Genomic DNA, 14,211 nt, shown 5'->3' with positions numbered 1-14,211 from the left:
ATGATCGACTTCGTATTAGAACAAAAATACAAAAAAAGCATCTCTGAATAATCTCGAAATCAGAGATGCTTTCCCTTTGTCCTCATCACTTGTCTACCACAGCCGCACTGTCACGCGTAACCGCAGCTGGCTCCCTCAGCATCACATTCATTACGCTCGCAAGCACGAGCATTCCAATCGACAAATAAAAAGCCAGTGTATACTCACCCGTTACCGTGTAGATGACGCCGGGCACATACGCACCTAGTGCCGATCCGATCTGATGGGCGAGTGACAGCCAGCCAATCATGAGGCCGATCGAGTAGTTTTGAAAGTACTGGGTGGCGAGCATTTGAGTCGGTGCTACCGTTGCAAAGTCCACTAATCCAAACAGAATCGCAAAGGCTAAAAGCAAGTAGGGCTCGTGGCTGTAAATAAGAATCACGATCGACAGCGCCCGCACCGCATATAAAATGCACAGGATTTTCCGGCTGCTCCACCGGTCCGCTACAATTCCGGACAGCAAGATCCCAGCAATATTAAAGCCTGCTAGCAGACTGACAGCAGCACTCGTGACTGTCGTTGAAAAGCCATGATCATGAGAAAACGGAATCAAATGGGTATCCATCAGCCCCACGGTCGTAAATCCACAGATCAAAAACGGAAAAATCAAGAACCAGAATTGCCTCATACGAAACATCCCGGCCACTGAAAGAGCTGTTGTTTTGGGTGCTGTTTCTTTTTCTGATGCAGCCAGTCCGCCTATCGGCTCTGTATTCTTTTCTGAAGGATTGTTCCGCAGCATCAGCAGCGCAGCCGGAAAGACAATCACGATTAACAGCAGTCCCAACACCACAACCGTCAGCTTCCAGCTAAACCAATGGATCAACATGAGTGAGCCGGGAACGAGAAGCATTTGCCCCGCGCCAAAGCCTGCTTCCATGATCCCAAAGGCTAGTCCCCGCTTTTTGCTGAACCAATTGACGACCAATACACTTGCCGCCACATTCGATGCTCCGCCCACTCCAAGCGAGACACCCAGCCCGTAAAGCAAAAACAGCTGCCAAGGCGAAGTCACAAGGTATGTTAAGAAAATGCTGACTCCTGTCAGTAACGCACTCCATGCCAAAACAGCCCGGGCACCCCATTTGTCCACAAGCCGACCGATCACAGGCTGTGATATGCCATAAACAATAAAACTCACCGTCGAAATCAGCGAGATGGTGCTTCTATCGATTGAAAACTGCCGTTCCCACGGCTCCACAAACGCACCAAACGACAGCCGCACCCCCTGAACCGCCAATAAGATCAAAAAGGTGACGGAGACGATGATCCACGCATAATGCAGTCTTTTCATGACAGCTCCAAATCCCACCGTTCTTCTGTCAGCTGCTGTCCCCATAATGGCGCTTCTTGTTTTACTTCACTTATCCTGAATCCAAATTTTTTATAGAGCGGACGAGCCTCAGCCATCGTGCTCACCGTCCAAAGGAAAATGCGGTCAAACTTCATGTCTTGGCAGTATGCAACCAGATGCTCCAGCAATTGCGTGCCAAGCCCCCTGCCCCGAAAATCCGCATCAACCAGAAACCATCTGAGCTGGACTGTCTTTTCATCGTGCTTGACCAACCCGACAGAGCCGGCAAATTTCCCGCCGCTTTCCGCAATCCATATTTTTTCGATGTCAGCGTCAAATGTCTCCTGAAGATAAGCTAAAAACGTGTCATCCCAACCGTGAGCCTCCGCGTAAAATTGTCTTTGTTTCTCAATAAGGAGTTGAAGATCCTCCGAAAGAAAATAATCTCTAATCGATATCTCTGATGCTCTGGCAGAAAGCGACTGTGAAAGGATCGCTTCAATCTCTGCCATCGCCTCGGCAAGCTTGTGCTGCTCCTTTTGGTTGATTACCTTCAGCATCAGTTCTACTTGTTCGTTGGCTTTCTCCTCCAGCTTTTTATAAATCGTTTTTCCTGTTTCTGTGACAAAAATGTAATGGTGGCGGGCGTCATCTTTGCTCCTCTGTTTATAAATCAAATCTTCTTTTTCAAACTGCTTCACAATCCTGCTGACATATCCCCGGTCAAGCCCCAGCTTATCCTGAAGAGCTTTTGCCGTACAATTAGGCGTATTATAAATCTCAAATAAAATCCGTGTTTCTGTTAAGGAAAACGGGCTGTCGTAAATGTGCTCATTAAGGAAACCAAGGACGTTTGTATAAAATCGATTGAACTTTCTGAATTTTAACCCGACAGATGATTCTCTTGTTTTCAAATCAATCCCCACTTTCTAATATCGTTGACTAAAGCAATTATAATCACATATAGTTGCTTTAGTCAACGATATGTTAGAAAGTGAGGTCTTTTTAATTTCCTGATTCCTTCCTTTTCCTTACCACAATCAATGTGATATAGGATAAAGCCAGAGAAACCAAGCTATAGACAACAGCCCATCCCAAAAATGATTGATTAAAAATGGTAAAGGTGAGCACAAGAGAAATCACCAAACTAAGCATTGGCATCAGATACGGGTTTTTACAAATACAGGTCCCGACAATCGATAGCAGCATAATTCCTAACGGTAAAATAAAGAATGCGATATCTAATTCATCCATCTTTAAACAGCCTCCCTCCAGATTTTTATGTTACTAGTAAAAAAATATAATTGCATTTAGTAAAAGGATAATATTCACTTCCCTAAGGCCCAATTTGAAAATTACCCGTTTACATTCGCTCCGGACTATGATAATTTAAGAAAGCGCTATCATGATAAGTTAATAGCTTGGATGGAGATGAGGAGAGCCAGGAATCCAACCCCTTTTGACAAGGGGTGTTTTCTGGCTCTTTTTGTTTTTCGGGAAAGGAGGCACGCCACACATCCAGCACAAACAGCAAAGGGGGATAATTATTAATGCTTAATATATTTAAACCGGCTCCTCATATTGAGAGACTGGATGATTCAAAGATGGATGCGGCATACAAACGGCTCAGACTGCAAGTATTCATTGGTATTTTCATTGGCTACGCAGGCTACTACCTGCTGCGGAAAAACTTTGCCTTTGCCATTCCTTATCTGCAGGAACAGGGATTTTCGAAAACAGAACTGGGTTTGGTGCTGGCCGCTGTGTCCATTGCGTACGGCTTCAGCAAATTCATCATGGGAATGGTGTCTGACCGCTGTAATCCGAGATATTTTCTGGCGACAGGCCTATTTTTATCAGCAATCGTTAATATTCTATTCGTTTCAATGCCTTGGGTGACTTCGAGCGTCACCATCATGTTTATTTTTATGTTTATCAACGGATGGTTTCAAGGAATGGGCTGGCCGCCATGCGGCAGGACGATGGCCCATTGGTTCTCCATAAGTGAACGCGGCACAAAAATGTCGATCTGGAATGTCGCCCATAACATAGGCGGCGGTATTCTTGCTCCGCTTGTCACTCTTGGGATCGCGATGTTCGTCACTTGGAAAAGCGTGTTTTTCTTCCCTGCCATCATCGCCATTATCATTTCATTTTTAATTGTTTTATTGGTTCGTGATACGCCTCAATCCTGCGGACTCCCGCCAATTGAAGAGTATCGGAATGACTATCCAAAACACGCTTTTAAAAATCAGGAAAAAGAATTAACAACAAAAGAAATTCTTTTTCAATATGTGCTGAACAACAAATTTCTTTGGTACATCGCTTTTGCCAATGTATTTGTTTATTTCGTGCGATACGGCGTGGTTGACTGGGCGCCTACTTACTTAACAGAAGCCAAAGGCTTTTCTCCTGAAGACTCACGCTGGTCGTATTTTCTTTACGAATACGCAGGCATACCGGGAACGATCTTGTGCGGCTGGATCAGTGACCGATTCTTCAAAAGCCGCCGGGCACCGGCAGGCGTTTTGTTTATGGCGGGTGTTTTCATTGCCGTATTGGTGTACTGGCTGAATCCGGCCGGCAATCCGCTCGTGGACAATATCGCCCTGATCAGCATTGGCTTCTTAATCTACGGACCTGTTATGCTGATCGGCCTTCAAGCAATTGACCTAGCACCGAAAAAAGCAGCCGGAACTGCAGCCGGTTTGACCGGATTTTTCGGATACATCGGCGGATCCGCCTTCGCAAACGCCATTATGGGCTTTGTCGTGGACCGTTTTAACTGGAACGGCGGCTTTATCATGCTGATCTCATCCTGCATTCTTGCCATCGTCTTCTTGGCTTTGACGTGGAATACAGGAAAACGGGCAGAGCATGTTTAAGAAAGACACATAAAAGATTAATAGTTTTCCAACACGCCGTTTACATCCGTTTTTTATTATGAAAGACAGGTAGTGCTTATCTATAAGGAGGAGAAATCATGAGAAAAAATAGAATACTGGCCTTGTTTGTTCTGTCGCTGGGCTTACTCTCATTTATGGTAACGCCAGTGTCGGCAGCGTCAAAAGGAAACCTGCTGTCACCTGACCGTATCCTGACCGTCGCGCACAGAGGGGCTTCTGGATATGTGCCTGAGCACACGATTCTGTCTTACGAAACCGCTCAGAAAATGAAAGCTGATTTTATTGAATTGGATCTGCAAATGACAAAAGACGGAAAATTGATTGTCATGCATGACGAAAAACTGGACCGCACCACAAACGGAATGGGTTGGGTGAAAGACCATACGCTCGCAGACATTAAGAAGCTTGACGCCGGTTCTTGGTTTAATGAAGCCTATCCGGAAAAAGCAAAGCCGCAGTACGTCGGCCTTAAAGTTCCTACATTAGAAGAGGTATTAGACCGTTTCGGAAAGCACGCGAACTACTACATTGAAACAAAATCGCCTGACACCTACCCAGGTATGGAAGAAAAACTGATCGCTTCTTTGCAGAAACATAAATTACTGGGAAAGCATTCTAAGCCAGGCCAGGTGATCATTCAATCGTTCAGCAAAGAAAGCCTGGTAAAAGTCCATCAATTACAGCCAAACCTGCCGACCGTTCAATTGCTGGAAGCCAAACAAATGGCGTCAATGACAGATGCTGCCCTGGAAGAAATCAAAACATACGCTGTCGGTGCGGGCCCGGATTATAAAGCTTTAAATCAAGAAAACGTCCGTATGATCCGCAGCCACGGCCTCCTGCTTCATCCTTACACAGTCAATAATGAAGCTGATATGCATCGCCTGCTTGATTGGGGCGTAACAGGAGTGTTCACCAACTATCCTGATCTTTTCCACAAAGTAAAAAAGGGTTATTAAAAGCAAAAAACCTTGCGACAACTATCGCAAGGTTTTCTTCTATATTTTATTCTTTTCCGGCAGCAGCTTCTGACTGTCCATTAAGCAGCTGAGAATTTATCTCTTTCGCATCCTTTAAGTATTCTGTCTGGTAGCCGCTCTTCAGCGCCCACACATAGAATACAAGGGATACCATCGCAATCAGAACCATATCCCAGCCATAATGAATGACATTCAGGCCGCCGAATTTATCACTGCCCAAATAAGAAATAACCATCATGGCCAGCAGATAAAACACCATCCAGACGCCGGCTTTAAAGTTCCGGCCAAACCCTTTCCATTTCGCCTTCGCCTGATAATAGAAATAAATCGGAAGACCGATCAGGATAATAAACAGAACCTGTCCTGTTAACGGCCAGCGCGCCCAATACAGCACCAGTGACGCAAAGATAAATCCAAGCGGAGCAATCACATTTAAGCCTTTTAAACGAAGAGGCCTGTACAGGTCTTTCCCCGTCCGTCTCAATGTCATCACTGTGATCGGGCCGGTGATATAAGAAATTAACGTAGCAACAGAAATAATTTCCGCTAATACGCCCCATCCTCTGAACAGGAACAAAAAGATGAACGAAACAATCAAGTTAAAGAACATTGCTTGTCGCGGAACGCCGTAAATCGGATGAAGCTTCCCGAATATACTCGGCATGTATTTGTTTTTTTCCATTCCGTAAATCATTCGGGACGTTGTCGCCGTATACGTAATCCCAGTTCCAGACGGTGATACAAATGCATCTGCATATAACACAATAACAAGCCAGTTAATATTCAGCGCAATCGCCAGATCAGCAAAAGGAGAATTAAAATTCAGATGGCTCCAGCCGTGAGCAATATCAGAAGGATTCACCGCTCCGATGAAGGCGATCTGCAGCAGGACATAAATCACTGTCGCAACGAAAAGAGAGCCGACAACCGCAATCGGAATTGATTTCCCCGGATTTTTTGCTTCACCCGCCATATTAATCGGGCTTTGGAAACCGTTAAACGCAAAAACGATACCGGAAGTGGCAACCGCCGTCAGCACACTTGCCCAGCCATTCGGCGCAATGCTTTGACCGCTAGTAAAGTTTTCTCCATGGAATCCGACAAACAGCAAAGCTCCAATCGTAAGACCCGGAATAATAATTTTAAAAATCGTAATTAATGAATTCGCTTTGGAAAATAGATTAACTGTCCAGTAGTTCAGCAGGAAATAAATGAGAAGCAATACAGAGGCAAATGCTAGTCCTTCCCCAGTCAGCGTTCCATTCTTCACCAAACCGCTTGTCCATTTCGCCCATTCCCAAGGCCAAGAACTCATATATTGAACGGAGGCCACCGCTTCAACCGGAATGACGGACACAATCGCAATCCAGTTGGCCCAGCCTGCAATAAAACCGATAAACGAACCGTGTGAATATTGCGTATATTTTACCATTCCCCCAGCTTCAGGGAACATAGATCCTAATTCACTATAAGAAAGAGCAATAAATAAAATGACGACCATTCCAATAACCCACGAAATAATAGCAGCTGGTCCTGCTATTTGGGCCGCACGCCACGCCCCGAACAGCCAGCCTGAGCCAATCATCGACCCGAGCCCGACCATCATGAGGGAAAACGTTCCCATTCTTCGATGCAATTGATTCATATCGTTAACACCTTTCATGTAGGATGACATTTTCTTGCTAATTATATTATTATTCTGATTACTTTACTTTGTCAATATTTATCGAATTTTGACTGAAAATAATAATAAGTCAATGTATATTACCTTCCAATACAGGAATGAAGTCACTAGTTTCTTTCTAAATAGTATTTACTGTAAATTTCAATGATAAAAACACAAGAGGTTTAGCTATAACCAAAACGGGAATGATACAGGAAACACTATTCTTAAAATAGAAAGGAGTATCACCATGAAACAAAAGCTGTTACTTTCAGGTCTCGCTGTTTCAACTGTCGGCATCACTTCTTATCTATTAAAAGACCCGTCAAATCGCCAAAAGGCAAGAGAATTCATTCACAGCATGAAGATGAAAATAACAAAACAGCCAGACATGGAAACGTTCCCAGTCGATAAAGCCGGCCACCCGGACCCGCAAGATATCGAGGACAACAAAATGGTATCTGAAGGCTCCATGTATCCCGTCCAATACTACGATGAAAAAAAGAAGTAATTAAAAAGCTCTCTTCGATAAGGAAGAGAGCTTTTTTGATTTACCTTTTCCGTCTGATTCCGCTCATTACAAAGCCGCTTTCAGGCAATGACGGCATTCTGGCGAGACTGTAATGCAGTGATTGTTCCGGAACGTCGTATTCAATCTGATTGACGAGAAAATCCAGGCTTGCTTTCATGACTTCAATTGTAATGCCTTCCCCTGGACAGCGATGACCTTTCTCGGCGTGTCCCCCGCCTTGAGGAATTAAATCAAACGGATTTTCTTCCCGCTCCGCAAATCGTTCCGGCCGGAATTCATCGGGATGATCCCATAGACGAGGATCGTGATTTGTTCCATACACATCAAGCAATACCGATGTTCCCTTCTTAAACTCACAGTTATTCCATACGAAGTCTTTTTTGACTAGCGCCCCTAAAAACGGGCCGAACGGATAATATCTGCGGACCTCCTGTACAAACATTTCTCTTTCCCGGCTGCTTCCCGACCGCAGCCATTCCTTATACTTCGGATGCTCATGAAGCGCCAAAGCTGAAAACACAAGAAAGTAAGAAATAGCAACAATCGGCCGCAGTACATTAATCAGCTCAATGGCTGCCATGCGGGAATCCAGCTCGCTTCCATCTTCTTGTTTGTGAAACGCCATTTCATGCAGCGCTGTTCCGGGAGTCGTTTTCAGCAAGCCGGCACGAGCATCTTCAATCATGACTTCAATCCACTCTTCCGCACGCGGCCTTGCTCTTCTTCCCTTCCAATGCCGCGGTCCCACAGCACCAAACGCATCGACCATGTCAATGAAGTCATCCGCTCTCTCTTTGACTTCCGTTTCCTTCAGCGGAACACCTGCCCAATAGCACGCTACCCGGCACAGGATTTCTTTTGCTTCTTCAAATAACACAACCTCATCTGCCTTCTCCCATCTTGTGACTGCTGCTTTCCACTCCTCTGTCATCAACTCAGCCAAACGTTTTTGATGCGGCGGTGTCATCAATGACAGAAAAAGCATCTTCCGATGGATATGCGCGCTGCCATCCATCGCCTGAATTGCATTGACGCCAAACAACGTTTTCTGCACCCGCTTAGGCAAAGCGTTCTGCCGCTGGAATCGATCCGTATCATAAAACACCTTCGCCGCCTCAGCGCCAGTCATGCAAATAAAGTTTTTTCCCAACAAACGGGCCTGAAACAGATCTGAATTGTAGCTCTCTGTTCTGTTTTTAATAAATAAATACCCTTCCTTTAGCAGTGTCAGACTGTTATCGAGACTTTTGTCATGTGGAATCTGCTCATTCATCCGCTTACCCTGCCTTCCTTTTTACCCTCTATTTTCACGTTATCTTCCGACTATAAACCCAGTAACAGTATTTGTTTACAAAACCAAATTTAAGCGCTTTTTGATTATTTTTTAAAGGAAGAACAAACGAAAGAGAGAAAAGGTTTAATCAAAACGAAGGGGAGAACAAAATGAAAAAATGGATATATGTTGTGCTTGTGCTGAGTATTGCAGGGATCGGCGGCTTTTCCGTCCACGCAGCATCATCTGCTCATGAAAAACACTTGAATGTCAGCAGAATGAATGTCGATGATGAATTCAAGGATACGGATGGAACCTTCATTCTTCACGATTTACAAAAGGATCAGACATTTGTCTATAACAGAAAACGGGCAAATCAAAGACAAACTCCGCAATCCACCTTTAAAGTCGTGAACGCTTTAATCGGTTTGCAGGTCAAAGCTGTAAGAGATGAATACGATGTTAAACGATGGGACGGGGTCAAGCGTGAATTCGAATCATGGAACCGCGACCATACGCTTGGCTCGGCCATGCGCGAATCCGCAATCTGGTATTATCAGGCATTAGCGAGAGATATCGGCGAGGAAAGAATGAAAACATGGCTTCATACTCTATCTTACGGCAACGAGGATATCAGCGGGGGAATCGACCAGTTTTGGCTGCAAAGCTCGCTCACAATATCTCCGCTGGAACAAGAAACTTTTTTGGAGAAACTGGCTAACGAGGAGCTTCCATTTGACAAGCCGGTAATGAAAACCGTCAAGCGCATGATGATTCAAGAGGAAGGCGATCATTACACGCTCTACGGGAAAACCGGAACTCGCCTGACAGATATGGGATTAGGATGGTTTGTCGGATTCATCAAAACAGAGCATGGCTCTTATGTCTTTGTCACCAATGTCGATGATTCCGGCACAAAAGCCAAAAACATCACCGTGGATATCCTGAAAAAGTATGGCCTGATCACATCCTAAATAAAAGAGCCCTGCACGGCAGGGCTCTAAATCTCATGCTCAAAACAATAATGATTCACAAGCTCTTCAATCAAATCATGATCGGGATATTCCCCGTTAAATTCAAATTCGATTTCTTCCACAAATTCTCCTTGATGGTACACATGGATGGCTCCGTTTTGACGGACAACGCTAAACTCCGGCTGAAATGTATATCCGCTTCGTTCAATTGCTCCCATTTCTTACCCGCCTTTCTCAAAGCAGTAATTCATACACCTCGTTTAATTCCTTGGCCCGTTTTTGATCCTGTTCATTCTGGGCATACTTAATTTCTTTTTCTAATACATGGTTCAAAAAAGACATTTCATTATCATCTAAGTCTTTTACAAATTCCTCTTCATTTGCATAACGCTTCGCCAGCATCTTCTTGCAAATACGCTGGCAGACTTCATTTTCTAGATGATTCGAAAGTGATTCGCGCAAATAACCGAGTGTAACATCCATTTTATGAACACCTTTCCTTCTGCTATCTTTACCCTATAGCTTGCTAAAATAGGGAAAATCCATACGCAAAAAATAAAAAAAGAGACATCCGCGAATGTCTCTTTTTTATCGTTATTCAGCTGCTTGTTCGCTTTTTGTCAAATTGGCCTGCGTGCGTTTGCCAATCCCAAACACATAATAACTAATGACCACAAGCGCTAAGAAAATCACGCCTACAATCAGGGAGATACGAGTATCATCGTTAAACCACATGCCAACCAGAACCATCAGCAAGAAAGCAATCGTCAAATAGTTAGTAAAAGGAGCAAACGGCATTTTGAATGGATGTTTATCTAATGCAGCACCCTTCGCTTTTCTGAATCCGATATGGCTGATCAAAATGATAAACCAAGGAATCATCCCTGGGAGCACGCTTGCGCTGTATACATAGACAAAGATCTTCGGCGGCGCGATATAGTTCAGTACAACACCGACAGCCAAACCGATCAGCACCGCAATTGTGCCATACAGCGGCACACCATTGCGTGAAATCTTCTTAAAGAATTTCGGTGCTTGTCCATTGACACCCAGTGTATACAGCATGCGGCCCGCGCTGAAAATACCGCTGTTACAGCCGGACATTGCCGCAGTAATCACGACAAAGTTAATAATGCCGGCCGCTGCCGTAATCCCGATTTTCGAGAACGTAGACACAAACGGACTTCCGAGTGAGTTGAGCTCATCCCAAGGATACACCGTCACGATCACAAAAATAGCGCCAATGTAGAAAATCAAAATACGCCAGATAATACTTTGAATCGCATTTCTTAGCGTGTTTTGCGGGTCCTTCGCTTCACCCGCTGTAATCCCGATCAGCTCAACTCCTTGATAGGCTGCAATGACAAGAGACAGTGCAAAGAAGAAACCTGAGAAACCTCCTGCAAAGAAGCCCCCGTGAGACCACAGGTTCGACAAACCGATCGCATCTCCGCCATTGCCAAAACCGAAGAAAATAATTCCGATTCCCGCAATAATCATCAAGATAATCGTCACGATTTTAATCATCGCAAACCAAAACTCAAATTCGCCAAACGACTTAACAGAAATTAAATTCGCCGCACCAAGAATCACCATTGCCACGATACCAGGTATCCAAGCAGGCAAATCCGGGAACCAATACTTCATATAAGAACCGACAGCGATAATTTCTGACATGCCGACGATAATCCACTGGAACCAGTTGCTCCATGCTGTTATATAACCTGCCATCGGATGAATATATTGATGGCCGAACGTCGCAAAAGAACCTGTGCTCGGCTCGACATACAGCATTTCACCCATCGCACGCATAATAAAAAAGATAAAAATTCCGCATATTGCATAAGCCAGAAGGACAGATGGGCCAGTCCATGAAATCGTGCTGGCAGAACCCATAAACAAGCCAACACCGATTGTACCGCCCAAGGCGATCATCTGAATATGGCGCGCGCCCAGGCCCCTCTTTAATTCTTTATTTGCCACTCCTCTTCCTCCTCCTAACAAAATACTCATAAATGAGAAAACAGCAGACCTGCTTGCCTTCACATGAATCAGTGATAACAATCAGAAAATTCAAACTTAAAATTGTTATATAATCTCCTAAATTACTTATTTCATCATAATAAATTTCTCTGGAAAATACAATTGTTTTTTTCAGGCAAACACCTTTGTTCAGAGTTTTGAATCGTTCACTTCTTTTAAAATCTTTTATATAAAAATAATAAAATTATTTGAATATTGGGATTAATTCACCCCTTAGATTCTCATAAAAAATAAGCTGTCCTACATGAACAGCTTACCTAATAATTCACACCCGTTTGACGCTTTAATGCTTCAAGCCACCCGGTATCTCCGGTCCCATAGCTCTTGCTTTGTCCCACATCTCTCAGAGATCCATTGCTGTAATCAATTGAAAGGATGAAATCCGGAATGGCATTATACCCGGCTTCCGCGATTTTACTGAGCTCTGAACGATAGTAAGATATAGCATAAGAAGCCGTTTGTTTCTGCACTGGATCTTTTTCAAGCTCTTCCTTATATACATCCATTAAGTCACGTCCCTCAGGCGTGACGTACCGCCCATCAATCACTTCTAAATCCTTCAAATGGTAGCCTGTAACTTCATACATCTCACGAGCAGCCTGATACTTTTGATAGGCCTCTTCGGAAAATTGTGCTGAATCACTGCTTTGGCTTTTCATGATGTGCAAAAATAGTTCTTTGCTGTTGTCTCCAGATTGCAGCACTTGCTCAATTTGCTTGATCAGATCCTGATCGTCTGACCCGCTTACCCGCACCTGATAGTCAATCGGTGTGATTGTAAACGTCAGCTCTGTCCCCTCTGGAATATGAATATGGTTTCGATTCAACAGTACTTGCAGCTGCTGGTTAACCTGTCCCCGCTGATACACCTTTTCATTCTCAGCTTCCACTTCCCCATGAAATGTGACATTCCGAAACACAGCATCCTGAAGGTTATAGTTTTGCGCCTTCCCTTTGAATAACCATTCTGTTTCATTATCGTAAGCGGCCTGTCTTTCTGCAGCTGACAGATCACTTCTGAAATAAGGAGACTTTGAATTTTGGTACTTATCCTTAATATAGCCTAATGGATCAGACTTTGTTTTATTAATCGCATTCATCCTGCTGTATTTTTCATCTAGTATTTTGATTCTGATATCACTCTCAGATTCATAGTGGTTTTGGGATTGAATCACTGTTTCTTCCCCTGTGTCTGTCACTGTTCGATCATTCGCTGATTGATACACTTTGCTGAACGCCCCGCTGTTTCCCGACACGCTGGTTTTAGAATAATTGAACTGATTGATTCCCCCAGTTGAAGATTGTGACTTAAGCCTGCTGTATGCCTTTTCCAGAACTGCCGCTGGATTTTCAGTCGCATTCTCCCGTTTGGCAGGCGCATTCTTGCTCAATATGTTCTGTGCCATCAGCTGAGTGCGGATAAATTGCCGATTCAGACGCATTGAATTCCCTCCCGAGTATTCTCTCTTATTCTTTTTTATCGGCAAAGATAATGTATATATTAACCTCAAAAAACATTTATTTACACCTAAATCGTTATTATGTATGATGGAAATAAAAGGAGGTTGTTTGCATGGTGAAAAAATGGCTTATTCCATTCGCTGTTATGCTGTCTGTCTTATTCACCTTTACGTATTCGGCATCAGCTGCCGGAGTCACTGCTATCACAGGAAACAATTCATTTGATACCGCAATGCCGATCGGTTATTGGAAATATAAAAATATCGATACAACAATACTGGAAGCTGGTCAAGATGAAGCCTATTTCACTTTTACGGCTAATAAGGGAGAAAAAGTATACGTGAGGAGTACATACCAGAGCGCGTATACAGGGATGAAAATTGAAATTTATGATAAGAATAGAATACCTGTTTCTCAAGGGACAGAAGTCATTAACCCTAATACGTTTTCTTCTTTTATTTATGCAAATGCAGACGCCCAAAACACGACGGATACCTTTTATGTGAAAGTGTCACGAGGCACCTATACCGGAAACATGTATTTTACACTTTCAATTGAAGACCGAATCAAATCAGGCAGCGGAACATTCCAATTCAGCGGCGTTGCTGAAAATAAAGGAAATACAAGCCTTAGCCCCTCAGGTTCTGATTCCAGCGTGATCAAGGTTGATTTAACAAACCAATCCGGGATACCGCGTGATGCCATTGTAACCAGAGTTCAGACAACCGCCACTCAAACACCAAGCCAGGGAAATACACGCCACCTGATCATGACGAGCGAAAACAACGAATGGCGCCGTGCTCTTGTAAACAGCTCGACTTCAGGGTCTTATGATATCTCTTTGTCAGATCAACTCAGTGTGGCAAAGGTATGGAGTTTTAAATATAATACATTAGCGACAGCCAGATCGACGATGAGCAACGTAAAAGCAAAAATAGATTATGAATACGACGTGACAAAGCAGTTTTAACTTATACCGAGCCGGTGATCCGGCTCTTTTTTATTCTCTGTCTAGAAGGTAAACTATAGTCAGTACAACCAAG

At 43.8% G+C, this 14,211-nt stretch carries 14 protein-coding genes; 5 read left to right on the top strand and 9 right to left on the bottom strand.

Annotated elements, in window-relative coordinates:
• Positions 1 to 85: 85 nt before the first annotated feature.
• The 3 genes from MHB62_RS01335 to MHB62_RS01325 all read right to left on the bottom strand — a co-directional run bounded on the left by MHB62_RS01335 (position 86) and on the right by MHB62_RS01325 (position 2,590).
• Positions 86 to 1,336 carry an MFS transporter gene (locus MHB62_RS01335; protein WP_003246425.1) on the bottom strand — a complete coding sequence of 417 codons (1,251 nt, stop codon included), beginning with the start codon at positions 1,334 to 1,336 and terminating at the stop codon, positions 86 to 88.
• Positions 1,333 to 2,250: a helix-turn-helix domain-containing GNAT family N-acetyltransferase gene (locus MHB62_RS01330; RefSeq protein WP_003246419.1), complete on the bottom strand. Its 918-nt coding sequence runs from the start codon at positions 2,248 to 2,250 to the stop codon at positions 1,333 to 1,335. The genes MHB62_RS01335 and MHB62_RS01330 overlap by 4 nt, the downstream gene beginning before the upstream one ends.
• Positions 2,251 to 2,341: 91 nt before the next feature.
• Positions 2,342 to 2,590, bottom strand: coding sequence for a YbeF family protein (locus MHB62_RS01325; protein WP_003234879.1), 249 nt, complete (start codon positions 2,588 to 2,590; stop codon positions 2,342 to 2,344).
• 296 nt (positions 2,591 to 2,886) lie between these two features.
• On the opposite strand from MHB62_RS01325, the gene glpT reads away from it, so the two are divergent.
• Positions 2,887 to 4,221: a glycerol-3-phosphate transporter gene (gene glpT / locus MHB62_RS01320; RefSeq protein ID WP_003246460.1), complete on the top strand. Its 1,335-nt coding sequence runs from the start codon at positions 2,887 to 2,889 to the stop codon at positions 4,219 to 4,221.
• A gap of 98 nt (positions 4,222 to 4,319) precedes the next feature.
• On the top strand, positions 4,320 to 5,201 hold the full coding sequence (locus MHB62_RS01315) for a glycerophosphodiester phosphodiesterase (protein ID WP_003246382.1): 882 nt from the start codon (positions 4,320 to 4,322) through the stop codon (positions 5,199 to 5,201).
• Between the two features lie 46 nt (positions 5,202 to 5,247).
• Here the strand turns inward: MHB62_RS01315 and MHB62_RS01310 are convergent, their stop codons facing one another.
• On the bottom strand, positions 5,248 to 6,867 hold the full coding sequence (locus MHB62_RS01310; RefSeq protein ID WP_015715164.1) for an APC family permease: 1,620 nt from the start codon (positions 6,865 to 6,867) through the stop codon (positions 5,248 to 5,250).
• Between the two features lie 268 nt (positions 6,868 to 7,135).
• Here MHB62_RS01310 and MHB62_RS01305 point away from each other — a divergent pair, with 268 nt between their 5' ends.
• Positions 7,136 to 7,396 carry a hypothetical protein gene (locus tag MHB62_RS01305; RefSeq protein ID WP_003234883.1) on the top strand — a complete coding sequence of 87 codons (261 nt, stop codon included), beginning with the start codon at positions 7,136 to 7,138 and terminating at the stop codon, positions 7,394 to 7,396.
• Between the two features lie 40 nt (positions 7,397 to 7,436).
• On the opposite strand, the gene cypC is transcribed toward MHB62_RS01305, so the two are convergent.
• Positions 7,437 to 8,690, bottom strand: a complete 1,254-nt coding sequence (gene cypC / locus MHB62_RS01300; RefSeq protein ID WP_003234884.1) for a fatty-acid peroxygenase — start codon at positions 8,688 to 8,690, stop codon at positions 7,437 to 7,439.
• Positions 8,691 to 8,860: 170 nt separating this feature from the next.
• Here cypC and blaOXA point away from each other — a divergent pair, with 170 nt between their 5' ends.
• Entirely contained in the window at positions 8,861 to 9,664 is an 804-nt protein-coding gene (gene blaOXA / locus MHB62_RS01295) for a class D beta-lactamase (RefSeq protein WP_003234885.1), read from the top strand.
• Positions 9,665 to 9,690: 26 nt separating this feature from the next.
• On the opposite strand, the gene MHB62_RS01290 is transcribed toward blaOXA, so the two are convergent.
• From MHB62_RS01290 to MHB62_RS01275, 4 genes are all read right to left on the bottom strand, one after another.
• Complete coding sequence (locus MHB62_RS01290) at positions 9,691 to 9,882, bottom strand: DUF5370 family protein (protein ID WP_003234886.1); 192 nt, start codon at positions 9,880 to 9,882, stop codon at positions 9,691 to 9,693.
• A 16-nt stretch (positions 9,883 to 9,898) separates the two neighbouring features.
• Positions 9,899 to 10,147 (bottom strand): sigma-G-dependent sporulation-specific acid-soluble spore protein CsgA, encoded by a 249-nt coding sequence (csgA, locus tag MHB62_RS01285; RefSeq protein WP_003234887.1) that lies wholly within the window; start codon positions 10,145 to 10,147, stop codon positions 9,899 to 9,901.
• A gap of 111 nt (positions 10,148 to 10,258) precedes the next feature.
• The gene (locus MHB62_RS01280) at positions 10,259 to 11,647 is read right to left on the bottom strand and encodes an amino acid permease (protein WP_015252942.1); all 1,389 of its coding nucleotides are present in this window, start codon (positions 11,645 to 11,647) and stop codon (positions 10,259 to 10,261) included.
• 317 nt (positions 11,648 to 11,964) lie between these two features.
• Complete coding sequence (locus MHB62_RS01275) at positions 11,965 to 13,149, bottom strand: DUF4885 domain-containing protein (protein ID WP_014478665.1); 1,185 nt, start codon at positions 13,147 to 13,149, stop codon at positions 11,965 to 11,967.
• 131 nt (positions 13,150 to 13,280) lie between these two features.
• On the opposite strand from MHB62_RS01275, the gene MHB62_RS01270 reads away from it, so the two are divergent.
• Entirely contained in the window at positions 13,281 to 14,138 is an 858-nt protein-coding gene (locus MHB62_RS01270; RefSeq protein ID WP_015715159.1) for a hypothetical protein, read from the top strand.
• Positions 14,139 to 14,211 lie beyond the last annotated feature (73 nt).

Origin of the sequence: Bacillus sp. FSL K6-0255, assembly GCF_045040725.1 — a bacterium.
In the GTDB taxonomy this organism is placed as follows: Bacteria; Bacillota; Bacilli; order Bacillales; family Bacillaceae; genus Bacillus; species Bacillus subtilis.
Note: the sequence above shows the minus strand (reverse complement) of the source record. Positions and strands in the feature narration are given on the sequence as shown.